Annotated in this window: 26 protein-coding genes and 1 tRNA gene; 14 read left to right on the forward strand and 13 right to left on the reverse strand. The window is 71.7% G+C overall.

Annotated features, from left to right (window positions below; translation table 11 throughout):
- Positions 1-31: 31 nt before the first annotated feature.
- Complete coding sequence (locus AOM05_RS10160) at positions 32-430, forward strand: cupredoxin domain-containing protein (protein WP_062521855.1); 399 nt, start codon at positions 32-34, stop codon at positions 428-430.
- Positions 431-640: 210 nt separating this feature from the next.
- Here the strand turns inward: AOM05_RS10160 and AOM05_RS10165 are convergent, their stop codons facing one another.
- From AOM05_RS10165 to AOM05_RS10185, 5 genes are all read right to left on the reverse strand, one after another.
- Positions 641-2,347, reverse strand: coding sequence for a dipeptide ABC transporter ATP-binding protein (locus AOM05_RS10165; protein WP_062521858.1), 1,707 nt, complete (start codon positions 2,345-2,347; stop codon positions 641-643).
- Entirely contained in the window at positions 2,344-3,360 is a 1,017-nt protein-coding gene (locus AOM05_RS10170; protein WP_062521859.1) for an ABC transporter permease, read from the reverse strand. Before AOM05_RS10170 ends, AOM05_RS10165 begins: the two co-directional genes overlap by 4 nt.
- A 2-nt stretch (positions 3,361-3,362) precedes the next feature.
- Positions 3,363-4,451: an ABC transporter permease gene (locus AOM05_RS10175; protein ID WP_062521861.1), complete on the reverse strand. Its 1,089-nt coding sequence runs from the start codon at positions 4,449-4,451 to the stop codon at positions 3,363-3,365.
- Positions 4,452-4,537: 86 nt separating this feature from the next.
- The gene (locus AOM05_RS10180; RefSeq protein ID WP_062521863.1) at positions 4,538-6,202 is read right to left on the reverse strand and encodes an ABC transporter substrate-binding protein; all 1,665 of its coding nucleotides are present in this window, start codon (positions 6,200-6,202) and stop codon (positions 4,538-4,540) included.
- A 528-nt stretch (positions 6,203-6,730) separates the two neighbouring features.
- Positions 6,731-7,471, reverse strand: a complete 741-nt coding sequence (locus AOM05_RS10185; RefSeq protein WP_062521865.1) for a phosphatase PAP2 family protein — start codon at positions 7,469-7,471, stop codon at positions 6,731-6,733.
- Between the two features lie 52 nt (positions 7,472-7,523).
- Between AOM05_RS10185 and AOM05_RS10190 the strand changes: the two genes are divergently transcribed.
- Entirely contained in the window at positions 7,524-7,982 is a 459-nt protein-coding gene (locus tag AOM05_RS10190; RefSeq protein ID WP_062521867.1) for a GNAT family N-acetyltransferase, read from the forward strand.
- Between the two features lie 145 nt (positions 7,983-8,127).
- Here AOM05_RS10190 and AOM05_RS10195 read toward each other — a convergent pair whose 3' ends face one another.
- From AOM05_RS10195 to AOM05_RS10205, 3 genes are read right to left on the reverse strand one after another with little or no spacing between them, the layout of a single operon-like run.
- Positions 8,128-9,783 (reverse strand): efflux permease Rv1217c-related protein, encoded by a 1,656-nt coding sequence (locus AOM05_RS10195; protein ID WP_062521869.1) that lies wholly within the window; start codon positions 9,781-9,783, stop codon positions 8,128-8,130.
- Positions 9,783-10,697, reverse strand: a complete 915-nt coding sequence (locus AOM05_RS10200) for an ABC transporter ATP-binding protein (RefSeq protein WP_062521871.1) — start codon at positions 10,695-10,697, stop codon at positions 9,783-9,785. Before AOM05_RS10200 ends, AOM05_RS10195 begins: the two co-directional genes overlap by 1 nt.
- Positions 10,694-11,152 carry a GbsR/MarR family transcriptional regulator gene (locus tag AOM05_RS10205; RefSeq protein WP_228373271.1) on the reverse strand — a complete coding sequence of 153 codons (459 nt, stop codon included), beginning with the start codon at positions 11,150-11,152 and terminating at the stop codon, positions 10,694-10,696. Before AOM05_RS10205 ends, AOM05_RS10200 begins: the two co-directional genes overlap by 4 nt.
- A gap of 100 nt (positions 11,153-11,252) precedes the next feature.
- On the opposite strand from AOM05_RS10205, the gene AOM05_RS10210 reads away from it, so the two are divergent.
- Positions 11,253-13,493, forward strand: a complete 2,241-nt coding sequence (locus AOM05_RS10210; protein ID WP_062521875.1) for an RNA degradosome polyphosphate kinase — start codon at positions 11,253-11,255, stop codon at positions 13,491-13,493.
- A complete protein-coding gene (locus AOM05_RS10215; protein ID WP_062521877.1) occupies positions 13,490-14,461 on the forward strand; it encodes an NUDIX hydrolase in 972 nt (323 codons plus the stop codon). Before AOM05_RS10210 ends, AOM05_RS10215 begins: the two co-directional genes overlap by 4 nt.
- A 456-nt stretch (positions 14,462-14,917) precedes the next feature.
- Here the strand turns inward: AOM05_RS10215 and AOM05_RS10220 are convergent, their stop codons facing one another.
- Positions 14,918-15,547 (reverse strand): hypothetical protein, encoded by a 630-nt coding sequence (locus tag AOM05_RS10220; protein ID WP_228373261.1) that lies wholly within the window; start codon positions 15,545-15,547, stop codon positions 14,918-14,920.
- Positions 15,547-15,963, reverse strand: coding sequence for a peptide-methionine (R)-S-oxide reductase MsrB (msrB, locus tag AOM05_RS10225; RefSeq protein WP_062521880.1), 417 nt, complete (start codon positions 15,961-15,963; stop codon positions 15,547-15,549). The genes AOM05_RS10220 and msrB overlap by 1 nt, the downstream gene beginning before the upstream one ends.
- Positions 15,964-16,417: 454 nt before the next feature.
- On the opposite strand from msrB, the gene AOM05_RS10230 reads away from it, so the two are divergent.
- The 3 genes from AOM05_RS10230 (at position 16,418) to AOM05_RS10240 (ending at position 17,915) form a co-directional block, all read left to right on the forward strand.
- Positions 16,418-16,708 carry a DUF1540 domain-containing protein gene (locus tag AOM05_RS10230; protein ID WP_062521882.1) on the forward strand — a complete coding sequence of 97 codons (291 nt, stop codon included), beginning with the start codon at positions 16,418-16,420 and terminating at the stop codon, positions 16,706-16,708.
- 131 nt (positions 16,709-16,839) lie between these two features.
- Positions 16,840-17,604 carry an AzlC family ABC transporter permease gene (locus AOM05_RS10235; RefSeq protein ID WP_062521884.1) on the forward strand — a complete coding sequence of 255 codons (765 nt, stop codon included), beginning with the start codon at positions 16,840-16,842 and terminating at the stop codon, positions 17,602-17,604.
- Positions 17,601-17,915 carry an AzlD domain-containing protein gene (locus AOM05_RS10240; protein WP_062521887.1) on the forward strand — a complete coding sequence of 105 codons (315 nt, stop codon included), beginning with the start codon at positions 17,601-17,603 and terminating at the stop codon, positions 17,913-17,915. Before AOM05_RS10235 ends, AOM05_RS10240 begins: the two co-directional genes overlap by 4 nt.
- Before the next feature lies 1 nt (position 17,916).
- On the opposite strand, the gene AOM05_RS10245 is transcribed toward AOM05_RS10240, so the two are convergent.
- Positions 17,917-18,507, reverse strand: a complete 591-nt coding sequence (locus AOM05_RS10245) for a DUF1349 domain-containing protein (RefSeq protein WP_062521889.1) — start codon at positions 18,505-18,507, stop codon at positions 17,917-17,919.
- A 98-nt stretch (positions 18,508-18,605) separates the two neighbouring features.
- Here AOM05_RS10245 and AOM05_RS10250 point away from each other — a divergent pair, with 98 nt between their 5' ends.
- The 3 genes from AOM05_RS10250 to AOM05_RS10260 are packed head-to-tail and all read left to right on the forward strand — an operon-like array spanning position 18,606 to position 20,784.
- Entirely contained in the window at positions 18,606-19,010 is a 405-nt protein-coding gene (locus AOM05_RS10250) for a PadR family transcriptional regulator (RefSeq protein ID WP_369401120.1), read from the forward strand.
- Entirely contained in the window at positions 19,007-20,380 is a 1,374-nt protein-coding gene (locus AOM05_RS10255; protein WP_062521892.1) for a permease prefix domain 1-containing protein, read from the forward strand. Before AOM05_RS10250 ends, AOM05_RS10255 begins: the two co-directional genes overlap by 4 nt.
- A gap of 53 nt (positions 20,381-20,433) precedes the next feature.
- A complete protein-coding gene (locus AOM05_RS10260; RefSeq protein ID WP_062521894.1) occupies positions 20,434-20,784 on the forward strand; it encodes a YciI family protein in 351 nt (116 codons plus the stop codon).
- A gap of 57 nt (positions 20,785-20,841) precedes the next feature.
- Here the strand turns inward: AOM05_RS10260 and AOM05_RS10265 are convergent, their stop codons facing one another.
- Entirely contained in the window at positions 20,842-21,051 is a 210-nt protein-coding gene (locus AOM05_RS10265; RefSeq protein WP_062521896.1) for a hypothetical protein, read from the reverse strand.
- Between the two features lie 92 nt (positions 21,052-21,143).
- On the opposite strand from AOM05_RS10265, the gene AOM05_RS10270 reads away from it, so the two are divergent.
- The 3 genes from AOM05_RS10270 (at position 21,144) to AOM05_RS10280 (ending at position 22,821) form a co-directional block, all read left to right on the forward strand.
- On the forward strand, positions 21,144-22,052 hold the full coding sequence (locus tag AOM05_RS10270; RefSeq protein ID WP_062521898.1) for a phosphotransferase: 909 nt from the start codon (positions 21,144-21,146) through the stop codon (positions 22,050-22,052).
- A 74-nt stretch (positions 22,053-22,126) separates the two neighbouring features.
- Positions 22,127-22,678, forward strand: coding sequence for a VanZ family protein (locus tag AOM05_RS10275; protein WP_062521900.1), 552 nt, complete (start codon positions 22,127-22,129; stop codon positions 22,676-22,678).
- 70 nt (positions 22,679-22,748) lie between these two features.
- Positions 22,749-22,821, forward strand: a tRNA-Lys gene (locus AOM05_RS10280).
- A gap of 9 nt (positions 22,822-22,830) precedes the next feature.
- Here AOM05_RS10280 and AOM05_RS10285 read toward each other — a convergent pair.
- Positions 22,831-23,415 (reverse strand): hypothetical protein, encoded by a 585-nt coding sequence (locus AOM05_RS10285; RefSeq protein ID WP_062521902.1) that lies wholly within the window; start codon positions 23,413-23,415, stop codon positions 22,831-22,833.
- Positions 23,416-24,080: 665 nt separating this feature from the next.
- Here AOM05_RS10285 and AOM05_RS10290 point away from each other — a divergent pair.
- Positions 24,081-24,437 (forward strand): iron chaperone, encoded by a 357-nt coding sequence (locus tag AOM05_RS10290; RefSeq protein WP_062521904.1) that lies wholly within the window; start codon positions 24,081-24,083, stop codon positions 24,435-24,437.
- The last annotated feature ends 63 nt before the right edge of the window (positions 24,438-24,500 follow it).

The following is a 24,500-nucleotide window of genomic DNA, read 5'->3' on the forward strand; positions in this document are numbered from 1 at the left end:
CCGGCGTAACGTGACATGAGGGGAGGTCCTCATGCGCGGTGCGACGACCCGGGCGCTCCGGGGCGCGGCGGTGGTGGCGGCGGTCGCGCTCGCCCTCGCGGGCTGCGGCGGCTCGGACACCGACGCCCCGTCGGTCACGTCGCCCCAACCGGCGGACGCGACCGTGGTCGAGGTGAGCGCGGTCGAGTACGGCTACACCGCCTCCGCGACGGAGATCGACGCGGGCTCGATCACGTTCGAGCTCACCAACGACGGCGAGATGTCCCACGACCTGGTGCTCGACGGCGATCCCGGCGGCGCAACCGCGGTGATCGGGCCCGGCGAGACGGACCGCTTCACGGTCGACCTCGAGCCGGGGAGCTACACGCTTTACTGCTCGGTGGGCAACCACCGCGCGCTCGGGATGGTGCTGACGATCACGGTTACCTGACCGCGGGCGCCGTGGTGGCCCGCGCGCCCCGCGGGACGGCCACCGCGCTTTCTCGGGCTTCGATGCGCGCTGCGGGACAGCCGCCCCGGGCCGCATGTCCCGCCCGAAGCACAGCCCGACAAGAAAGCACGGTGAGTGTCCCGCAGCGCGAGGGTGGCGCGACGGTGGCGCGAGGGCTGCACGGCGCGATCCTGCACCCCGCCCCGCACCTCAGCCCCTCAACGCCTCCCACTGCGCCCGCCGCTCCGCCTGCTCCACCGGGTCCGGCACCGGCAGGGACGCGAGCAGCCGCTGCGTATACGCATCCGAAGGCGCCCCGAGCACCTCAGCACCCGTCCCCTCCTCCACCAGCCGCCCGCGGTGCAGCACCGCGATCCGGTCCGCGAGCATGTCCACCACCGCGAGGTCGTGGCTGATGAACAGCGCCGCGAAGCCCAGCTCGCGGTGGAGCTCGTCGAACAGGTCGAGCACGCGCGCCTGGACGGAGACGTCGAGCGCGGAGGTCGGCTCGTCGGCGATGAGCAGCTCGGGGTCGAGCGCGAGCGCCCGCGCGAGCGAGGCGCGCTGACGCTGGCCGCCCGACAGCTCATGCGGGTAGCGGTCGCCGTACGAGGCGGGCAGCTGGACCGCCTCGAGCAGCTCGTCGACGCGCGCCCGGGCGTCCTCCGCGGACCCGAAGCGCCCGTTCACCACCAGCGGCTCCGCCACGCACTGCGCGATGGTGAGCAGCGGGTTGAAGCTGGTCGCCGGGTCCTGGAACACGAACCCGATGCGCGGCCGGATGGGGCGGATGTCGCGCTCGCGCGCGCCCGCCATCTCCACGCCGAGCACCTCGAAGGATCCGCCGGAGACCCGCGTGAGGCCCGCCATCGCGCGCCCGATCGTGGTCTTGCCCGAGCCGGACTCGCCCACCAGGCCCAGCACCTCCCCGGGCCGGATCGCGAAGGACACCCCGTCGACGGCCACGAAGTCGGGCTGTCGGAAGCGCCCCGGATAGACGATGCGCAGGTCGCGGGCCGCGACCACCGGCGCCTGGTCCTCCCAGCCGGCCGGGCGACGGGAGGCGCGCTCCTCGGCGCGGGCGAGGCCCTCGCCGATCCGCGGCACCGCCGCGAGCAGCTGCCGCGTGTACGGCTCCTGCGGGTTCGCGAACAGCTCGCGGACCGGCGCCTGCTCGACCAGCTTGCCCTGGTACATCACCGCGACGCGGTCGGCCAGGTCCGCGACCACGCCCATGTTGTGGGTGATGAGGACGATCGCGGCGCCGAACTCGTCGCGGCAGCGGCGCAGCAGGTCGAGGATCTCGGCCTGCACGGTGACGTCGAGCGCGGTGGTCGGCTCGTCGGCGACGATCACGCCGGGGTCGAGCGCCAGCGCCTGCGCGATCACGATGCGCTGCTTCTGGCCTCCCGAGAACTGGTGCGGGTAGTGGTCGACGCGCGTCTCGGGGTCGGGGATCCCGACGCGGCGCATGATGTCGATCGCCTTGTCGCGCGCCTCCTGCTTGGACAGCCTGCCGTGCGCGCGCAGGCCCTCGGCGATCTGCCACCCGACGGTGAAGACGGGGTTGAGCGACGTCGAGGGCTCCTGGAACACCATCGCGGCGTCGCGGCCGCGCAGCTGACGGAGCCGGGACGCGGACATGGGGACCACGTCGCCGCCCCCGGCGGACGCGCCGCCCCCGGCCGCCGCATCGTCCCTCCCGCGGACCACCACGGCGCCGCGGACCGTCGCGGTCTCGGGCAGGAGGCCCAGGATGGACTTCGCGGTGACGGTCTTGCCGGAGCCGGACTCGCCGACCACGGCGAGCACCTCGCCCGGATGGACGGCGAGCGAGACGCCGTCGACGGCGCGGACGGGGCCGTGGTCGGTGGCGAAGGTCACCGCGAGGTCGCGGATGTCGACGATCTCGGTCATGCGACGGTCTCCTTCGAGACGACGGCGGGCGCGGGATCGACGCCGGGGTCGAGCAGCTCCTCCGCGGGCTCCTCTCCCGCGGCGCGCTTGCGCAGGCGCGGGTCGGACAGGTCGTTGAGGCTCTCGCCCACGAGCGTGAGGCCCAGTACCACCAGCACGATCGCGGTGCCGGGGAACACGGCCGTCCACCACACGCCGCTGGAGACGTCGGCGACGGCCTTGTTGAGGTCGTAGCCCCACTCGGCGGCGGCGGTGGGCTCGATGCCGAAGCCCAGGAAGCCCAGGCCCGCGAGCGTGAGGATCGCCTCGGACGCGTTGAGCGTGAGGATGAGCGGCAGCGTGCGGGTCGAGTTGCGCAGCACGTGGCGCGTCATGATGCGGACGTGGCTCGCGCCCACCACGCGGGCGGACTCGACGAACGCCTCGGACTTGACGCGGATCACCTCGGCGCGCGTGACGCGCAGGTACTGCGGGATGAAGATCACAGTGATCGACAGCGCCGCGGCGAGGATGCCGCCCCACATCGAGGACTGCCCGCCGCTGATGACGATCGCGAGGACGATCGCGAGCAGCAGCGACGGGAACGCGTAGATCGCGTCGGCGATCACCACGAGGACCCGGTCGAGCCAGCCGCCGAAGTACCCGGCGACCAGGCCCAGCGCGACGCCGATGAGGATCGACGCGACCACCGCGACCACGATCACGAGCAGCGCGGTGCGGGAGCCCCAGATGAGGCGGGACAGGACGTCGAAGCCGCCCTGGGTGGTGCCGAGCAGGTGCTCGGCGGACGGCGGCTGGGTCGCGCCGAACGCGCCGTCGGGCCCGCGCAGCTGCGCGAAGCCGTAGGGCGCGAGGACGGGCGCGAGCAGCGCGGTGAGCAGGAACAGGCCCGTGAGCACGAGGCCCACGACCAGCATGCCGCGCTGCAGACCCACGGACTGGCGCAGGTGGGAGACCACGGGCACGCGCGCCCACAGCGGGCGGCGGGACGATGCGGTGGCGGGGGTGGTCATGGTCAGTACCTCACCCTCGGGTCGAGGAGCGCCGCGATGATGTCGACGATGAAGTTGGTCACGGCGACGATCACGGCGAGCACCACCACGATGCCCTGGACCGCCACGAAGTCGCGGGCCTGCAGGTACTGCGACAGCTGGAAGCCCAGGCCCTTCCACTCGAAGGTGGTCTCCGTGAGGACCGCGCCGCCGAGCAGCAGCGCGATCTGGAGGCCCACCACGGTGACGATGGGGATGAGCGCGGGCCGGTAGGCGTGCTTGCGCAGCAGGCGGCGCTCGGAGACGCCGCGCGAGCGGGCCGCGTCGACGTAGCCTGCACCGAACGTCGAGATCACGTTGGTGCGCACCACCCGCAGGAACACGCCGGCGGTGAGCAGGCCGAGCGTGACGGCGGGCAGGATCGCGTGCTGGAGGACGTTGCCGAGCACCGCGGGGTCGCCGGTCCTGATGGCGTCGATGAGGTAGATGCCGGTCGCGCCGTCCCCGCGGGACAGCGTGAGCTCGGTGCGGGTGTCCGCGCGTCCCGCGACGGGCAGGACGTCGAGCCACACGGAGAAGATCAGCTTGAGGAGCAGTCCCGCGAAGAACACCGGCGTCGCGTAGGCGAGGATGCCGCCCACGCGGAAGATCGCGTCGGGCCAGCGGTCGCGGTGGAACGCGGCGAGGCGGCCGAGCGGGATGCCCACCAGGAACGCGACGATCAGCGCGTAGAACGCGAGCTCGAGCGTCGCGGCGCCGAACGTGGCGATCACCTCGGTGACCTCGCGCCGGTCGGACAGCGTGGTGCCGAAGTCGCCGCTGAACACGCCGCCGAGGTAGTCGAGGTACTGCACCAGGATGGGGCGGTCGTAGCCCGCCTCATGGATCCGTTCGGCGAGCTGGTCGGCGGGGAGCCGGCCGCCCTGAGCGGCGGTGATCGGGTCGCCCGTGAGGCGCATCAGCACGAAGACGGTGGTGACGAGGATGAAGACGGTGGGGACGATGAGCAGGGCGCGGACGGCGATGTAGCGTCCGAGCGACCCGCCGGGCTTCTTCGCCCAGGCGCGGGGTGCGCCCGCCCTGGCCGCGGGAGCGTCCGAGGTGGTGGTCATGCGAGGTCCAGACTGGCCGCGAGCGGCCCGAGGGAACGCCCAGGGGCGTGGGGAGGGCCGGACGGCCCTCCCCACGCCCGAGAGGTTCAGCCCTTGGCGAGGGCCGCGTAGCGGAACTTGAACGAAGCGTCGAGGGTGTCCTCGGCGCCGGTGACCGTGGTGCCGGTCACCGCGACCTGGGCGCCCTGCAGCAGCGGCAGGGTGGACAGGTCCGCGGCCACGGTGTCCTGGATCTCCTCGATGATCCCGGCGCGCTCCGCCGGGTCGGCGGTGGTGGCCTGGGCGAGGATCAGCTCGTCCACGGTGGGGTTCGAGTAGTGGTTGCCCAGGAAGTTCTCCGTGAGGAAGAACGGCGTGAGGTAGTTATCCGCGTCCGAGTAGTCCGGGAACCAGCCGAGCTGGTAGGCCGGGTACACGTCCGAGGTGCGGTCCTTCGAGTACTGGACCCACTCGGTCGACTGGAGGTCGACGGTGAACAGGCCGCTGGCCTCGAGCTGGTCCTTGACCAGCGCGTACTCGTCGGCCGAGCCCGAGCCGTAGTGGTCCGGGTTGTACTGCAGGCTGAGCGCGACGGGGGTCTCCACGCCGGCCTCCTCGAGCGTGGCCGCGGCCTTGTCGAGGTCGGGCGCGCCCGCGCCGTCGCCGTAGAGCTCCTTGAGCGACTCGGTGGCGCCGGTGAGGCCCGCCGGGACGTAGGAGTACAGCGGGGTGAAGGTGCCCTGGTAGACCTGGTCCGCGATCTCCTGACGGTCCACGATGTCCGCCACCGCCTGGCGCACGGCCAGCGACTTCGCCTCGTCGGCCTCGGCCGTGGTGGCGCCGTACGGCATGGTGTCGAAGTTGAAGACGATGTAGCGGATCTCGCCGCCGGGGCCGTCGACGACGTTGACGTTCTCGTCCTCGCGCAGGTCGGCGACGTCGGTCGCGGACAGCGAGCGGAACGCGACGTCGATGTTGCCCTGCTGGATGTCGAGCTTTAGGTTCGACTCCTCGGCGTAGTACTTCACGTCCACGATCGGCGTGATCGCGGCGCCCAGGAGGCCCTGGTAGTCCGCGTTGACCTCGTAGCTGAGGAGGTTGTTCTGGTCGTAGTCGGTGATGACGTACTGACCGGCGAACGCGTTGCCCGCGACGATGTCGGCGTCCGGGGTCAGCGCGTCGGCGGCGAAGACCTCCTCGTCGACGATCGGCCCGGCGGGCGAGGACAGGATCTGCGGGAACACCTGGTCGTTCTCGGACTTCAGGTGGAACACGACCGTGACGTCGTCCACGGCCTCGACCGAGTCGAGGTTGTACAGCAGCGAGCCGGGGCCGTTGCCGTCGTCCGCGCCCGACGCGAAGATCGAGAGCATGCGGTCGAAGGTGAACTTCACGTCGGAGGACGTGAGGTCGTGGCCGTTCGCGAACGTGAGGCCCGGCTTGAGGACCACGGTGTACTCGGTGGGGCCGGTGAACTCGGCGGACTCCGCGATGTCGGGCTCGACGTCGGGGCTGCCGTACGGCGTGTTGAGCAGGAACGGGTACACCTGGTTCATCACCGCGAACGAGCCGTTGTCGTACGAGCCGGCGGGGTCGATGGTGGTGATCTTGTCGGTGGTGCCGACGATGATCGACTCGGCGGTCTCGACCTCGCCCGCGGGGGCGCTGGAGTCGGACTCGGAGTCGCCGCCGGAGCAGGCCGCGAGGGTGAGCGCGGATGCTGCGATGCCGGCCATGAAGGCCGCGCGACGGAGGTTGGACGGGTACGGCATCGGTACTTCCTTCCTGAGGTCCAACGGCCTGCGAGGTATCGCTGCGGCCGTGGGATGAATTCCTAGCACCACGTGCCTCAATCCGAGCGGGCGTGCCGGGTTTATTTACAGCCCTGCAACATTTCGCCGCTTCCGTCCCGTCTAGCGTGACCGAATCGTTACGAAGGTGGACGCCGAGGTCCGAATGGTGAGACGACCGACAGGAACGGGTGGATCAGATGTCCGATTCGCCCCGTCTGGGACCGCTCCCAAACGTCGTCATCCCTGTGAAGTGAGGGCCCCTCTCCCAATTGGCGAAAAAGTGGCCAACGTGGCGAAAAACGGCGCCGGAAGTGATGGACGCGTACCTCGGGGAGCCCTATGCTGTTCAACGGCGACGGGCCGGATCACCGCCCGGATCGCCGAAGACGTCCCCGGGGCGGGACGGCCGCGGTGCCCCCCAGCGCAGCCGACCCCCCGGGGCACCTTCGTCTTCGGGCCCCTCTCACGCGGGAGGCGCGTCACCTGCGACGCGCGGCCCCCGAGCCCTCAGGCCCAGTCGACCGGCGCATCGTCCTCCTCGGACAGCGGCCGCGGCCGCTCGGGCGGGTCGCGGCGCTCGAGCCAGAGGTCGTGCCAGCGCTCGACCGCGACCACCAGGCCCAGCACCACCACCGCGGCGCACACGCCCGCGAGCACGTCCGTGAGGAAGTGGTAGCCCAGATACATGCGGCTCGCTCCCACGAGCCCGATGATGCCGAACGCCAGCACCGTCCAGCCGGCCAGCGCCCAGGAGGCCTCCGCGTCCTCGTGCCACAGCAGGTAGCCGACCACCAGCACCAGCGTCGCGGCGCCGATGGTGTGGCCCGACGGGAACGAGCCCGACGTCTCGCCGCCCGGGATCGACATGAACTCCTGGCCGGGGCGCGAGCGGCCCACGGTCGCCTTGAGGACCACGGACAGCCCCGTCGACAGCACCATCGCGCCCACCAGCACCGCCGGCTCCCACCAGCGGCCGGACAGGCGCCACCACAGCAGCGCGATCACGGTCACCACCAGGGGCAGCAGGAACGGCCCGAACAAGTTGGTGACCGCGGTGAAGAACGTGGTGAGACCGGGGCTGCGGTTGGCGGCCAGCCACTCGAGCAGCGGCTGGTCGACCAGGTACAGGTCCTCCTGCTCGACCACCCAGTCGAGCAGCCCGACGAACCCGGCGACGCCGAGCACCACCAGGATCAGGCCCGGCCACACGGCCGAGGCGACGTCCCGCGCACGCATCCGCTGAGTCATCAGGCCACCCTAGGCATGTCCGGGCCGGATCCCGGGATGGCACGATGACGCCATGCACATCTCCGCAACCGACCCCGCCACCCCCGACGTGGTCGAGCTCCTCACCGAGCACCTGGCGGACATGCACGCCACGTCGCCCGCGTGCTCGGTGCACGCGCTCGACGTCGAGCGGCTGCGGGCGCCGCACGTGACGTTCGTGGCCGCGAGGGACGATGCAGGGGTCCTGCTGGGCGTGGGCGCGCTGGCCGATCTGGGCGAGGGTCACGCGGAGCTCAAGTCGATGCGCACCGCGACCGCGGCGCGCGGCCGGGGCGTCGCCGCCGCGGTGGTGGAGGAGCTGCTCGGCGTCGCGCGGCAGCGCGGGGTCGCGCGCGTGAGCCTCGAGACGGGGACGGGCGAGTACTTCTCCGCCGCGCACCGTCTCTACGAGCGCGCCGGGTTCACGGAGTGCGGCCCGTTCGGGAGCTACACGCTCGACCCGTTCTCGCGGTTCTACACGCGCGTGGTGTGACCCCAGCCCAGCAGCGCGATGACTTCCAATGACGTTTGTGACAGGAGTGTCGGAGATCGACTCGTGAGGCGTTCACATCCTTCACACGAGGACCATCGCGTCACATCTGTCATCGGCAGTCGACGCGCTGGCAGGCCGCGCGTGCTCACCCCTTGAGGTCGCGCCTCACGTAACCCGCGACCCCTGCCGCGAACAGAGCCGCCGCCGCGCCGAAGAGCACCACGGGCTGGTACCAGTACAGGCCGTTGTCGAGCGGGAACTCCCACGTGTAGTAGTAGAAGGGCGAGAGGTGCGCGAGGGGGACCAGCGCATCGTTCACCGCGGCGAAGGCGGTCAGCGCCCACCCGATCACCGCGACCCCGGTGCCCGCACCCGTCGCGATGCGCGGCACGCCGGTGAGCCCGCCGGCCAGGAACGCCGCACCGCCCAGGACGGCGCCGAGGCCCCACACCAGCACGCCGGTCGCCGCGATGTTCGCGTAGCTCATCCCGAGCCCGGCGATCCAGTTGCCGAGCGCGATGCCCGCCGTCACGGCGACCGCGATCACCAGCGCGACCACGAGGGTCGCGATCGCGCGTCGCCACGCCACCTGCGCGCGCGACAGCGGCGAGCCCAGCAGCACCGCGATGGTGCGGCGGCGCTCCTCGCCCGCGAGCGCGCCGCCGGCGGAGATGGCAGCGACCGCGACCGCGATGGGCACCGTGATGGACAGCATCTCGCCGTGGTACCAGCCCTCGGGCCGGGAGTAGTCGGCGAAGCCCACCATGGCCATGACCTTGTCGGGGAACGCGCCGGCGAACTCGCCGATGAAGTCGGACATCAGCGTGAACAGCGGCCCCATGATCACCGTCATGACGAAGATGCCGCCGCCCGCGATGGTGAGGATGGCGCGGCTCTCGCTGAGCGCCTTGCCCACGATCCCGCGCGTGCTGGAGGTCCCGCGCAGCAGCTCGAGCGCCTTGGCGACGCGCGCGTCCTCGGTGAGGCGGGCGACCAGCGCGATGGACCTCTCCCCCGCGAGCAGGTCGCGGCGCAGGTAGAGGACCCAGCCGACCAGGACGAGCGCTGCGGAGATCGCGGTGAGCACGCCCACCTGCGCCCAGTCGGTGCCGTTCGCCAGCGGCGCGGCGCCCTTGATGTAGTACCAGGGGAAGATCTTCGCCCAGTCCTCCCAGCCCTCGATCATGGGCAGCAGCCCCGACGCGAAGAAGGACACCACCAGGAAGCCGGTGGCCGCGCCCGAGGCGATGCGCTGGTGCCCCGTCGCGGCGCCGAGCGCGAAGGCGACGGCGCCGTAGAGCACGGCGACCGCGGTGACGTGGAGGGTGGCGGCGCCGATGTTGACCGCCTCGGTGGACTCCCCGAACGCGACGATCGACAGCGCGTAGCCCGCCCAGGCGGCCAGGTTGACGGCGACCGCGATGGTGAGAGCGGCGAGCCCCTTCGAGGCGAGCAGGCGGGTGCGCGAGCGGGGCGCGGTGGTGAGGACGTTCATGGTGCCGTCGCCCTCCTCGCCCGCGAGCGCGGCGGCGCCCATCGAGATCGCGATGCCGGCGACCACGAACGGGCCGATGAAGTTGAACATCATGCTGAGCATGAGGCCCGCGGTGCCGGCGTCGCCGGTGATGCCCACGAGGTCCGTGTAGAAGGCCGGCATCTCGTCGAAGAAGGACACCGCGTCGTCGCCCAGGCCCGCGTAGGCCCACATGCCGAACACCGCGACGAACCACAGCGAGGAGACGCCTATGAGCGCCCCGACCGCGCGGTCGCGGATGGTCTTGAGGTAGAGCGTCCGGAGCATCACACCACCTCCGCCTCCGCGACCTCGTCGCGGTAGAACTCGAGGAAGATCTCGTCGAGGTCGACCGAGGAGGACTCGAGCGAGAGCACGTCGTGCGCGGTGGCCACGCGTAGCAGCGGGCCCATCGAGCCCTCGTACTGCGCGGTGACGCGGGCGCCCTCCGCCACGACCCCGTGGACGCCCTCGACGCCGTCGAACGCGCCCGCGGGGACGGGCGAGGCGAACTCGAGCGTGACCCGGCGCAGCGCCTTGTCCATGAGCTCGCTCATCCGCTCGACCGCGATGAGGTGGCCGCGGCGGATGAAGCCCACGCGGTCCGCGACGCGCTCGACCTCGGACAGGGTGTGGCTGGAGAGGAACACCGTGCTGCCCTCCGCCACGTGCTCCCGCATGAGCGTGTGGAACTCGAGCTGGACCAGCGGGTCGAGGCCGGTGATCGGCTCGTCGAGGATGACCACCTCGGGACGGTTCATGAACGCCTGGATCAGCCCCACCTTCTGGCGGTTGCCGCTCGACAGCTCGCCGACCTTCTTGGACAGGTCCGCGTCGAAGCGGTCCGCGAGGGTGTCCACCCACGCCCAGTCGACGCCGCCGCGCAGGTTCGCGAGGAACTGCAGCGTCTCGCGACCGGTGAGGTTCGGGTACAGCGCCAGGTCCGAGGGCAGGAAGCCCAGGTGGCGGCGGATCTCCACGGCGTCGCGCCGCGAGTCCAGCCCGACGATGCGGCACTCGCCTTCCGAGGGACGGATGAGATCGAGGAGGCACCGGATGGTGGTGGACTTCCCGGCCCCGTTGGGGCCGAGGAAGCCGAAGATCTCGCCGCGCTCGATGGTGAGCGACACGTCCTGCACGGCGGCGAGGTCGCCGAACCTCTTGGTGAGCGCGACGGTCTCGATGGCGGGGGTGGCGGTCATGACGGTCCCTTCGTGAGGTTCGCTTGCATGCGCTCGAGCAGCGGCGGCCACTCGCGCGCGAAGAAGTCGGCCAGGTCGGCGAGCTCCGTGACGCGCTCGGGGCGGTCCCGGGGGAGCACCGGTCCGGCGGCGCGCGCGATGTCGCCCATCGCGTGGATGCGCCCGAGCTCGGAGGACATCACCTCGAACCACGCACCCGGGCGTAGGCGGTAGCGCTGCGTGCGGTCCCCGCGGACCCGGACCTGCTCGACCATGCCCAGCTGGACGTGCGCGCGCAGCTGGGTGGACACGGTGCCGGCGCTCAGCCCCAGGTCCTCGGCGATCTGCGCCTGGGTGCGCTCCGCGGGCTCGCAGATCATCAGCCAGCCCAGGATCTCCGCCCATGCGCGCGCCGACCCGAACATGGTGAAGAACGTGGCGACCTTGTCCACGTACTGGTGCTGCGCATCGTTCATCGACACGATTTCAGTATCACCTGAACTCACTGAAGCGGGCAAGCGGGGGCGGGGCGGCGCGGGGGTAGCGAGCGCCCGGCGCGCGTGGAAGCATGGCCCCATGCCCGAGAGCCTCGACATCAACGACGCACCCGCCCCGCCGTCCGCGCCCGCACCTGCGGATTCGGAGGAGACGTACCCCGTCCCGACCGTCGAGTTCGAGGAGGACGACGAGGCGCCGTCGCCGCTTCCCGACGACCGGTTCCTCGACCGTGAGCTGTCCTGGCTCGCGTTCAACGAGCGTGTGCTCGAGCTCGCGGAGGACCCGCAGACGCCGCTGCTCGAGCGCGCCCGCTTCCTCGCGATCTTCGCGTCCAACCTCGACGAGTTCTTCATGGTGCGCGTGGCCGGCCTCAAGCGCCGCATCGCCGCCGGCTTCGCGGTGCCGTCCGCGACGGGCATGAGCGCGACCCGCCAGATCGAGGCGATCATCGAGCGCGCTCACGAGCTCATGGACCGCCACGCCGAGTGCTTCGAGGACCAGGTGCGGCCCGCCCTCGCGCTCGAGGGCATCCAGCTGGTGCGCTACGACGACCTCGAGGACCCCGAGCAGGAGCGGCTGCGCAAGCTGTTCCGCTCCGACATCTTCCCGGTGCTCACGCCGCTCGCCGTCGACCCCGCCCACCCGTTCCCCTACATCTCGGGCCTCTCGCTCAACCTCGCGATCGAGATCCGCGACCCCGACACCGGCAAGGACTACTTCGCCCGCGTCAAGGTGCCCGAGACGCTCCCCCGCTTCCTGTCCGTCGACGCGGCGGGCCACGTGGGGCAGGTGACCGACGCATCGTCCCTCTCGGACGAGCCGCGCTCGTTCGTGCCGCTCGAGGACGTGATCGGCGCCCACCTGGACTACCTGTTCCCCGGCATGGAGGTGGTGGACCACTACACCTTCCGCGTCACGCGCAACGAGGACGTCGAGGTCGAGGAGGACGACGCGGAGAACCTCCTCAAGGCGATGGAGAAGGAGCTGCTGCGCCGCCGGTTCGGACCCGCGGTGCGGCTCGAGGTCGCCGACGACCTCCCCACCAAGATCCGCGAGCTGCTGGTGCGCGAGCTCGGCATCACGGACAACGACGTGTTCCACCTGCCCGCGCCGCTGGACCTCACGGGCCTCAACGTGATCGCGGACCTGGACCGGCCGTCGCTGCAGTTCGCGCCGTTCCGACCCACCACGCACCACAAGCTCGCGCCGGTCGAGACGGCCGACGAGCAGAACGTGTTCGAGGCGATCACGCGGGCCGACGTGCTGCTGCACCACCCGTACGACTCCTTCTCGACGTCCGTGCAGGCGTTCCTCGCGCAGGCCGCGGCGGACCCCAAGGTGCTCGCGATCAAGCAGACGCTGTACCGGACATCGGGCGACTCGCCCATCGTCGACTCGCTCATCGAGGCGGCGCACGCGGGCAAGCAGGTGCTCGCGCTGGTGGAGATCAAGGCGCGCTTCGACGAGAAGCGGAACATCTCCTGGGCGCGCAAGCTCGAGCAGGCCGGCGTGCACGTGGTGTACGGCCTCGTAGGACTCAAGACGCACTGCAAGCTGTCGCTGGTGGTGCGCCAGGAGGACGACGGCCTGCAGCGCTACAGCCACATCGGCACCGGCAACTACCACCCCAAGACCGCGCGCCTGTACGAGGACTACGGCCTGCTGACCAAGAACCCCGACGTGGGCGCCGACCTCACCAAGCTGTTCAACCAGCTGTCGGGCTACGCGCCCAAGTCGAAGTTCCGCCGCCTGCTGGTCGCGCCCGTCGGGGTGCGCGCGGGCCTGATCGAGCGCATCCGCAACGAGGCGCGCAACGCCGCGGCGGGCAAGGAGGCGTGGGTCAAGATCAAGGTCAACTCGATCGTCGACGAGAAGACCATCGACGCGCTGTACGAGGCGTCGCGCGCCGGCGTCAAGGTCGACGTCAACGTGCGCGGCATCTGCGCGCTGCGGCCGGGCGTGCCCGGGTTCTCGGAGACCATCCGGGTGCGGTCCATCCTGGGCCGGTTCCTCGAGCACTCCCGCATCTACGCGTTCGCGAACGACGGCGACCCGGAGGTGTTCATCGGCTCCGCGGACCTCATGCACCGCAACCTGGACCGCCGCATCGAGGCGCTCATCACGGTGACTGACCCGACGCAGGCGGCGCTGCTGGTCGAGAACATCGACATGGCGATGAGCGACCGCGTGGCCGGCTGGGAGCTGCACGAGGACGGAACGTGGAGCCACGGCGTCACCGACGGCGAGGGCGCGCGGCTGCGCGACCTGCAGGAGACGTACATCCGCCGCCAGCCCAAGCGGAGGGCCAAGGGCAAGTGAGCCACCACCCGGAGGGCACCGTCGTTGCCGCCGGTGCGCTGGTGTGGCGCGTCCGGGACGGCGAGCTCCAGGTGCTCGCCGTGCATCGCCCCCGGTACAACGACTGGTCGTGGCCCAAGGGCAAGCTCGACCCGGGCGAGTCCCTGCCCGAGTGCGCGGTGCGCGAGGTGGCCGAGGAGACCGGCAAGCAGGTGGTGCTGGGCCAGCCGCTGCCCACCATCCGCTACCCCATCGGGGAGAAGCAGAAGGTGGTGAAGTACTGGGCGGCGCAGGTCGCGTCCGCCGGCTCGCACGCGCTGCAGGCGCGGCCCACCTACAAGCCGGCGTCGAAGAACGAGATCGACCGCCTGCGCTGGCTGTCCGTGGCCGAGGCGCACAAGATGATCACCTTCCCGGACGACCTCCGCCCGCTCGACGCGCTCGTCGACGCGTATGCCGCCGACCGGCTGGACTCGCGGCCGTTCATGGTGGTCCGGCACGCACGGGCGCGGCGGAGGGCCGCGTGGCACCGGTCGGACCAGCAGCGCCCGCTCACCACGAACGGGCGCGCACGGGCGCGCGACCTGGTGCCGCTGATCGCCTGCTTCGGGATCACCAAAGTGGAGTCCTCACCGGCACGACGCTGCCTCGACACGGTGGCGCCGTACGCGGAGGCGATCGGCGTCGAGGTGCGCACCCACGAGCCCCTCACGGAGCCCGGGCATGCCGCGAAGCCGCTCGACACGGCCAAGACCTTCACCGCTCTGCTGCGCAAGCGGTCGCCGCGGGCCGTGTGCGTCCACCGGCCCACGCTGCCGACCATCATCGAGATGCTGCGCGCGGCCGTGCGGCCCTACACGCGCGGCGCGCTGCCCCGCTCCAACCCGTACCTGCCCGCGGGCGGCGTGCTGGTCGCGCACGTCGCGGACTGGGAGTCGGGCCCGGTGGTGGTCGCGGTGGAGACCCACCTGCTGCGCGTGCACGTGTAGCCCGTAATTCGCTGCGCACGGTTTCAGCGCCGACACCCCGGCGGGGCGCCGTCGCAGGCGGCTGGGCGCGGCGCGTCGCCGGCCAGACCGTGCGCAGCGGACTCGCGCGGGGTAGCGGCGGCGCCGCGGCGGGGGTGTGAACGACGTCGGACCGGGAGCGCCAGTCGGCGCGAAGGCCGCTCGAAGCGGCTGGATTTGGAGCCCGGGGCTACCGCGGTCCGACGTCACCCCCACCATACGCCGGACGGGCCGCCTGGCAATGCGACTGTGGACCCTTCTCGCGGATCGCGAACATCTCTGCCGCGCGGGCGCCGCACGCGCCCACCCGCGCGCTCCTCCACACGGGACGATGCGCCGGTCGCCCCGTCCGGACGTGTGTCCGTTCACATCGGGCCGGGCTGGTGGAGGGGTGCCTCGGGCGCGTGGATAGGCGTCCGTCCGCGAGGGCGGCGCAGCTCAGTCCAGCCGGCCCTCGCGCCACATCGCGGCGCACCGCTCGAGATCCTCGCCGGTCCGCAGAAGCTGCGACGCGCGCAGGGTGGTGCGGTGGGCGCGGCGGTCGGCGTGGCCCTCGTCGGACTCCGCCTCGAACGCGGCGCCGGTGGCGACCACGCGGCAGAACGCGCCGGCGCGCTCGAGCGCGACCGCCAGGTCTCCCGAGAAGACGCCCGAGAGCACCGCGTCGGCGAGGGTGCGCACCTCGTCGGGACCGGGCGGGTCCTCGACGCCGGCGATCGCATGGCGGACATGCGCCGCGTGGACCCCCTGGTGGTACGAGCGGGCCACGGCCGCGGCATCGTGCTTCACCCATTCGCGGATCATGTAGATCCGCCACAGGGCGCCGGGCAGCGTGTGCTCGCCGGCCTTCGCCCACATCATGGCGACGGTGTCGATGCCTTCCTCGTCGACCAGCTTCACCAGCCGCTCGACCAGCGCCGGATCCCCGGACTGTCGCGCCTGCGACACGATCGCGAGCGCCGTCTCATGGGCGATCAGGGCGCGGTCGGCAGGGTCGATGTCGCCCTCGATCTCGTCGGCCATCTCGATGTCGAGCATGGCCGGACGGCGGAAGCGCGGCTCGACCATCAGGCCTGCTCGCCCGCGCCGCCCTGATCGAACGTCAGGGACACCGAGTTGATGCAGTAGCGGTCGCCGGTGGGGGTCTGCGGCGCGTCGGGGAACACGTGCCCCAGGTGCGAGTCGCAGGCCGCGCAGCGGACCTCGGTGCGGACCATGCCGTGCGAGCGGTCCTCGAGGAGCACCACCGCGCCGGGGTCGGCATCGTAGAAGCTGGGCCAGCCGCAGTGGCTGTCGAACTTGGTGCCGGAGGCGAACAGCTGGGCGCCGCACGCGCGGCACCGGAACACGCCGTCGCGCTTCTCCTCGATGAGCTCGCCGGTCCACGGGCGCTCGGTGCCCGCCTCGCGCAGCACCGCGAACTCGAGGTCCGTCAACTGGGCGCGCCACTCGGCGTCGGTCTTGACGATCTTGTTGAGACTCAAGGGGACTCCCTTCCTTGGAAGAGCGTACGCGCGCGACGCGCACCCGAATCGCGCGTCGTGCTCGTCGCCAGCGACCCGGGCCCGAAGGAAGACGCGAGGCGCCCGACCTCCGAGGGGGGGAGGAGGTCGGACGCCACGCGTTCTCACCTGGGCGTCCCATGCGGCTTCGCGCCGTGGTGGGTACATGGATAGAGACGACGGGGAGGCTCCGTTTGTTCCCGCGTCACCCAACTTTCTTGACGCCTGTACGGACGATGCGGGGGCCGGGTCAGGCGCGGCGGCGCGCGTCAGGCGCGCCGGGCGGGATTATCGAAACACCGCTCGAATGGAATTCCACGGAAATGGGAAACGCAATTCGCGCATATATCCGGAACGCTTGATATCCGCATTTCCGCGCGTATATTGGCGAATGTCAGCACTTTCCGTACACGCCCGACCACCCCCGGAGGAAGCCATGCCCGTCTCGATCGGACTGCCTATCGTCTCGTCCTGCTCGGTCGCGAGCTGCGGCTACAACCACGACGGCTGCCACGCCGGCGCCATCTCGGTGGGCGGCGCGCACGCGCACTGCAACACCTTCACGGAGACCGACCACAAGGGCGGCGCGGACCCGACCGCGACCGTCGGCGCCTGCAACCGCGAGGACTGCCAGCACAACAAGGACCTCATGTGCACCGCAGACTCGATCGCGGTGGGCGGCAGCACCGACGTCGCCGACTGCCTCACCTTCATGGCCCGCGTCTAGACCGTCACACCACCCGGCCCCGGCCGCGCCCCTACCCGGGCGACGCCGGGGCCGAGCGGTGCCCGGCGCATCGTCCCTCCCGACGCCGTGCCGACACACCGCTGTCACACCCGGGTGAGAGACTCGCCCACGTGACCCCCTCCCGCACCCTGCTCGGCGTCGCGCCGCCCCAGTGGGCGGACGCGTGGTCGGGCCTCAAGGCCATCGCGCCGCTCATGCCCGGATCGGCGCTCTTCGGGCTGGCGTTCGGCGCGCTCGTCAACGTCGCGGGCATCAACCCGTGGGTGGGCAACTTCGCGTCCGTGTCCGTGGTGGCCGGGGCCAGCCAGATCGCGATCGTCGAGTCGATCCGCACGGGCGCGCCCGCGGTGATCGCGGTGCTCACGGCGCTGGTGATCAATGCGCGGTTCGCGCTGTACTCGGCGGCGCTCGCGCCCGTGTTCGCGGCCTTCCCGCGACGCTGGAAGCTGGGCCTCGCGCACCTCATGACCGACCAGGCGGCGGTGGTCGCGCTCCAGGAGCACGAGCGGTGGCCGGACCCGGTGCGCCGCCGGTGGTTCGTGGTGGGTGGGGCGCTGCCGTTCGTGGCGGTGTGGTGCGTCGGGTCGGCGGCGGGCATCGCGCTGGGCCCGGTGATCCCCGAGGCGTGGCAGATCGGGTTCATCGTGCCGCTCATGTTCCTCGCGGTGCTGGTGCCCGGGCTGCGCGGGGCGCCCGCACTCACCGCGGTGGGCGTGTCGACCGTGGTGGTGCTCGCCGCGCACGGACTGCCGTACGGGCTCAACGTGCTTGCGGGAGCGATCGCGGGCATCGTGGTGGGGTCGCTCGTGCCCGACCGGGCCGCGCATCCCGACACCGACGACGGCCTCGCTCATGATCCGGGGGCGGGCGAATGAAGACCTTCCTGATCTTCCTCGCGGCCGGGATCGGCACCTACGCGATCCGCGTGTCCGGGATCGTGATGTTCGGCGGCGAGCGGCGGCTGCCGCCCCGGGTCGAGCGCTCGCTGCGCCTGGTGGGCCCGGCCGCGCTGGCGGCGATCATCGCGAACTCGCTGCTGCTCGACCAGGGTGAGTGGCGGGCGTTCGGCGCGTGGCACCTCGCGGCGCTCGTGGCGGTCGGGGTCGCGCTGTGGAAGCGCTCCTCCGGCTGGACCATGGCCGCCGGCGCGGCCGCCTTCGCGGCGCTGCTGCTCGCGGGGCTGTAGCTCAGTTCTCGGGGTGCAGGGAGGCGTCCGCCGGGCCCACTCGCACGCCCGTGAAGCGCACTGCCAGGCCCGGGCGCGTGGGGGCCGCGCAGAACGGGCCGGCCAGCACGACTGCGTCCGAGTCGAGCGGGGCCACGCGGACTAGGCGCCATGGCTCGTCGCCCGCCCGGGCACGGAGGGTCACGGCGTCGCCCGAGCGCGAGGCACGGATGGTGACCTCGCGGCCGGCCCACTCGGGCACCGGTGCGACCGACCAGTCCGAGACTCCCCTGGTGACCACCGCGCCCACCTGGGGCTCGCCGTCGGAGACCTCGACGCCAGCCTTGATCCAGCTCTCGGCGTCGACGCGTAGCATCACGCCGCCCTGATCGAACTGCGCGTCGTAGTCGAGCATCCAGCTCACCTCGATGGCCGCACCGTTGTCGAGGGGGACTACCAGGGCATGGGCGTCGTCGTGGATGAAGCCGTAGCTGGTGACGCGCCACGCGTCCGAGCCCTCGCGCGCCTCCACCTCGAGGACGCCGTCGCTCAGGGCGGCGGCAACGGGCGGGGTGGTCCAGGTGCCGGTCTCCAGCAGCGATGCGAGGTCCATGCCGCCAGCGTAGGCGTGCTTCCTGGGCGTCGCGTCCTGCATGCAGGACTCACGGAGTCGCCGCGCTCGCCATACCTTGCACCTCTATGTATCCTGCTGTGAGGGTTGCCGAGACGGAGGAGTCCGAGATGAAGGTGGGCAAGGACCTCATGGCCGCGAGCGCCGCACCGCTGGTGCTCGCGATCCTCGCGGAGGGCGAGAGCTACGGCTACGCGATCGTGAAGCGCGTGCGCGAGCTGTCCGGCGGCGAGATCGAGTGGACCGACGGCCTCCTCTACCCCCTGCTCCACCGGCTCGAGGACGCGGGCCACGTCACCTCCCGCTGGGGCGCCTCCGAGACCGGCCGTCGGCGCCGCTACTACGAGGTCACGCCGTCCGGCCGCGCCGAGCTCGTCGAGCACCGCCGCCAGTGGGCCGCGGTGGTCGGGGCGCTGCAGTCCGCCTGGAAGGACGTCGCGAACGCGGCCGCGCTGGGGACGATGCGCCCGGGAGTCGCGCTGTGACCGGCACCGAGGCGTCGGGCCCGGTGGGCACGCCGGGCGTGGGCCCCGAGGTCGAGGCCGAGATCGGCCGCTGGCGGCAGTACATCTTCGCGCGCGGGTCCGTCTCGAAAGAGGACGCCGACGAGCTCGAGGACCACCTGCGCGGACACGTCGACGGGCTCATGGATGCGGGTCTCGCCGACGACGAGGCGCTGCTGGTCGCGGTGAAGCGCATGGGCAGCCAGGCCGAGGTGGCGCGCGAGTTCGCACGCCAGCACTCCCGCCGGCTGTGGCGCGACCTGGTCCTCGACGGTGGGGCGCCACGCTCGCGCATGGGTGTCGCCGCGGCGCTGGGATTCGGGGTCCTCGCGGGACTCGCCGCGAAGATCGGCTGGCTCGTCGGCCCCGAGGAGAACCCGCAGGACACCTTCCTGGTGATGATCCCCCTGGTGCTCGGCGTGCTGGCGACGTTCCTGTGGTGGCGGCGCCGCGCATCGTCCCGCGTGCTCGCCGCGATCGGAGGCGCGACCGTCGGTCTGGTCGCGCTGGGGCTCTCGTACCCGTTCGATGCGCAGGCCGACACGGCGGTGCTGTTCGCGATCCACGCCGTGATCGTGATGTGGATCGCGGTGGGCGTGGGCTACGCCGGCGGGCACTGGCGGTCGCGCGCGGCGCGGATGGACTTCATCCGATTCACCGGCGAGTGGGCGATCTACATGTTCCTCATCGCCACCGCCGGCGGTGCGCTGGTCGGCGTGTCGCTCGCCGTGTTCAACGGCCTCGGGATCGCGATCGAGGACGCGATCTTCTTCTGGGTGCTGCCGCTCGGCGCGGGCGGCGCGACCGTGGTCGCCGCGTGGCTGGTCGAGTCGAAGCAGGAGGTGCTCGAGACCATCGCACCGGTCCTCACCCGGGTGTTCACGCCGATCGCGACGCTCGCCGTGCTCGCGATGCTGGCCGGCGCGGTGGTGTCGGGCGGCTTCGAGGAGAGCCGCGAGTCGCTCATCGCGGTCGATCTGCTGCTGGTGGTGGTGCTGGGCCTGGTGCTGTACTCGCTGACGGCGCAGTCGCCCGCAAGCCCGGTGAGCTGGGCGGACCGGATGCAGCTCGCGCTCGTGGTGGCGGCGCTGCTGCTCGACCTGGCGGCGCTCGCCGCGATGGCGGGGCGCATCGCGGACTTCGGCTTCACACCCAACCGCCTCGCGACGCTCGGCATGAACCTGGTGCTGGTCGCCAACCTCGCGGTGACGGCGTGGCTGTACGTGCAGCGCGTGTTCCGGGGCCGCGATCTCACTCCCCTGCTGCGCTGGCAGACCGGCTACATCCCGGTCTACGGCGCCTGGGCCCTGGCCGTCTGCGTGGTGGTTCCGCCGCTGTTCGCATTCGCGTGATCGGTGGGCGTCGCGCAGACTGGGCCCAGGCCCGCTGAGCGCAGGGAGGCGCGATGTCCGAGTTCATGCTGTCCGTCCACCACGACTACTCGCAGCCGGTCCAACCCGAGGGCACCGACGTCGATGCGATGTACGCCGCGGTCGCCGCCCTCAACGAGGAGCTGATGTCCACCGGCGCATGGGTCTACGGCGGCGGGCTGCAGGAGCCGGCCACCGCGAGCGTGGTGTCCGTGGTCGACGGCGAGGTCACGGTCGCCGACGGCCCGCGCAACCCCCTGGCGCCGCAGCTGGGCGGCTACTGGGTGATCGACGTCGCGGACGCCGACGCCGCGCGCGCCTGGGCCGAGCGCATGTCCGTCGCAGTCAACGGACCCGTCGAGATCCGGCCGCTCCAGGGCGAGTAGCGCGGGCGCGCGGGTCGCTGGGCGCGGGCGCGCGGGTCCTGAGGCGCGGACGCGGCGCTACGCGGCGCGGCCCGACCCGGTCGCCTCGGCGGCGCCGCACGCCGCGGCGTGCGCGATGGGATCGGCGAGGTCGGCGATGCCGCGGCGGATGAGATGGGCGACCACGTCCTGGGCGACGCGCGCGGCGACCGCCTCATCCGACACGACCCCGAGCGCCGCGCGGTAGGCCGCGGCACGCATCCCCTCAAGCAGCTGCACATCGATCACGGATCAGAAGATAGCGGCGCCCTCCGACAACGCCCGCCGGGGCGGGGACCCAGCCCGCGCATCGTCCCTCCGGCCGCTGGTAATTTCGCAGGATGATCCGCGACGCCGGCCCGCCGCCCGCCCACCCGGCGATCTCGCGCGCGCTCGCGAGGGCGCTGGTGGACCGGCAGCTGCCGGGGCTGGCGCACCTCGAGATCGGCGAGCGGTTCGACGGCTGGGACATGGTGGTCTACCGCCTGGGCGAGGAGCTGGGGCTGCGGCTGCCGCGCGTCGAGGCGGCGGTGGGGCCGCTCGCGCGCGAGTCGCGGCTGCTCGAGCACGTGGGCGCCGCGTGGACGTTCCCCCACCCGCGCGTGGTCGCGAGCGGCGTCGCGCAGGACGGCTACCCGTGGCCGTGGGCGGTGGTGAGCTGGCTGCCCGGCGCGACCGCGGACACGGCGCCGCTGGACGCGAGCTCCGGGCCGGACCTGGGGCGCGCGTTCGCCCAGGTGCACTCGCCAGCCGGCGAGGACGCGTGGTTCAACCCCGAGCAGTCGATCACGCTGGTCGAGCGCGAGGACAACCTCGACTGGGCGCTCGGGATGCTGGTGGACGCTGAGGGTCCGCACGGCGAGCGGCTCGACCGCGCCGCGCTCAGGGAGGTCTGGCTCGAGGCGCTCGAAGCGCCCGCCCCCACCGAGGTGGTGTGGTCGCACGCGGACCCGCACGGCTCCAACCTGCTGGGCGTCGACGGCGGGTTCGCGGGGATCATCGACTGGGGCAAGATGGCGGGCTGCGAGCGCGCGGTCGACCTGTCCTTCCTCTACACCGCGATGCCCGCCGCGGGGGTGTCGCTGGCGGTGCAGGCGTACCGCGAGGCGTCCGGATGCGAGGACCCCGGGCTGGAGGCGCGGATGCGCGGCATCGCGGTGGCGAAGTGCGCCTCGTGGGCCGTGCTCGACCGTCCGCTCAACATCGCGATGGCGTGGCGGGGTTTCGGCGAGCTGCACGTGCTGCGCTGAGGCGGGCGGTTCCGAGCGCGGGCACGCGCGCGTAGTCTCGGGCGTTGACCCCGCGAACCCCTTGAGGAGGGACGATGCCCGCGCTCCAACCCGCGTCCGCGACGGCAGGCATGCTGCCGATCGCGGCGATCGGCGCCGTGCTGGTGCTGGTCGCGTGGGGCGTGGGTGCGATCTTCGGGCACGGGCGCCGGACCGCGCTGTGGGCCGCGATGCTCACGTGCCTCGCGGTGATCCTGTGGGTGACCATCGGGCTCACGGTGGTCACGCACTCCGGCGGCACCGGCGGCGTCAACCTCACGCCCGGCCAGGAGATCCGCCGCGCGCTCGAGACCGGCGCGGGCGCGCCGTGGATGAACCTCGTGGGGAACGTGCTGCTGTTCGTGCCGTTGGGGACGGTCGCGGCGATGATGACGCGTGGCGGATTCTTCCTGCGCGTGGTCACGGGGACCGGGCTCGGGCTCGCGCTGTCCGCGGCGATCGAGGCGACGCAGTACCTGCTGGGGCGCGTCGCGGACGTCGACGACATCATCCTCAACACCGCCGGCGCCTTCCTCGGCGCGTTCGCGGCCGCGCTGGTGCTGTCGCTCGGCGGGTCCTCCGGACGGGCGGAGCGGGCGCGGGCCTGAGTTCGCTCGCGGGTATCGTCCGGTTCGCCGGTTGCGAGGGACGATGCGCGGCGCGGCTAGCATTGGCCGTGGGCCTCTAGCTCAGTCGGTAGAGCAGCGGACTTTTAATCCGTAGGTCGTGGGTTCGAGCCCCACGGGGCCCACTCGAGGCGTCACGACCATTGCTCACCTCCGATGATCGGCACGGTCGGACTGTTGCGCACCTGGTCGAGGAACCCGGAGTCCCCGCGAGCCTCATCGGGTGTGAGGATCGTCGCGTTGACCGGCCGATGCACCCACTCCTCGGCACGATCGCATGCCCGGTACACCGACTCCGGGTCGGGCGCGCCAATCACCATCACGTCGATGTCATTCGGCGCCGCCCCCGTGACGCCACGCATGCGGGCGGCGAACGAACCGTAGAGGAACGCAGCCTCGATTCCATCTATCCGCGCGAACTCCTCGGCGAGGAGCGCCACCGGCCCCGTCGCGATGAGGAGGATCTCGCGCAGCGGCGGAACCAGCGGGCTCGCGTCGCTTGCGCGGAGCATGCGTGTGCGTCCGACAAGCCGTTCGGCAAGGATGCCGGCATCCAGCAGTCGCGCGACTTCTCGGTGCGCGGTGGGATAGGCCAGCTCAGCCCGTGACGCGAGATCGGTCAGGCTGATCTCATCGTCGCCAAGGATCACGACCGAGAGCAGGCGCGCTTGCCCGTCCGACCGGAAGATCGGGGCGAGGAGCGGCGGCTCTGTTCTCATATGGTGGAGGTTATTCTCCAAAATATCGATTGGTCAATGTTTGAGCCCCATAGGACTCGGAACCGCGGTTGCCCCCATACCCACCTCCACCCTTATCGCGACCCCATAGGCCGCAAGGGATCAGATGCCTTCCGCGTAACAACAATTTGACAGCCGCCGAACTAGATCGGCTCAGATCGCGAGCCAACTGAAGTTGGCGACCGCCAACTTCAGTTGGCTGCACGCCACCCTTCGTTGCCGGGGCGCGCCGCGCCCAGGAACCGTTCGCGACGCTCGCCGTTTTCATGCACTTCCACGCGCGATCGACGGCGAGCACACAAGCGCTGGAAGTTCCAGATGCGATCTACCAGGCGTTTCACGTGATGGGTGAGTGCGCGATGCGCTCGCGGCCGCCCCAAACCCCGCGAAAGTGCATGAAATCGGCGAGCGTGCGCACACCCCTGCGCCACGGGCACGTGTGAGGCGCCGACCACGGAGAACACTCGCAGCATCGCATCGCCCGCGGCGCGCCCCTTGGGAGCCGCCGCTGATGCAGGCAAAGCCCGTGTGTCGCCGCGGCACCGCCGCGGATGCACGACTGACCTAGGCTGGCGCTGGGGAAGTGGCGGCAGCCGGACGGCGAGCGATGCGCGCTCCCCACTCCCCGACTCACCAGGGATCGCAACGTGACCGAGCACGCTTCGCACGACGAGTACATCGACGCCGCACCCGAGCGCTTCCGGCCCGCGCTGCGCGCCTTGCGCGCCGCGATCACGACCGCCCTTCCTGACGCGGACGAGGTGATCGCCTATGGGATGCCTGGCTTCCGCGTCGGCGACGCGACCATGATCGGATACGCGGCCTTCAGCAAGCAGTGCGGCCTCTACCTGCCTGCCGAGGCGGTCGCGGAGTGCGCCGAAGCCATCGAGGACGCTGGCCTCAAGCACACCAAGACCGGCGTGACGTTCACCGACAGCACGCCGATCCCTGGCGAGCTGCTGACAGGCCTCCTTGACGCGGCGCGGCGGTCCGTCGGCTCGTAGCCACCCGGCCTGAAGAGGGTCCGCGCGGTCCCGTGGAGGCCCGCCGTGACAGGGCCGCGCTTA

The organism is Demequina silvatica (assembly GCF_000971215.1).
In the GTDB taxonomy this organism is placed as follows: Bacteria; Actinomycetota; Actinomycetes; order Actinomycetales; family Demequinaceae; genus Demequina; species Demequina silvatica.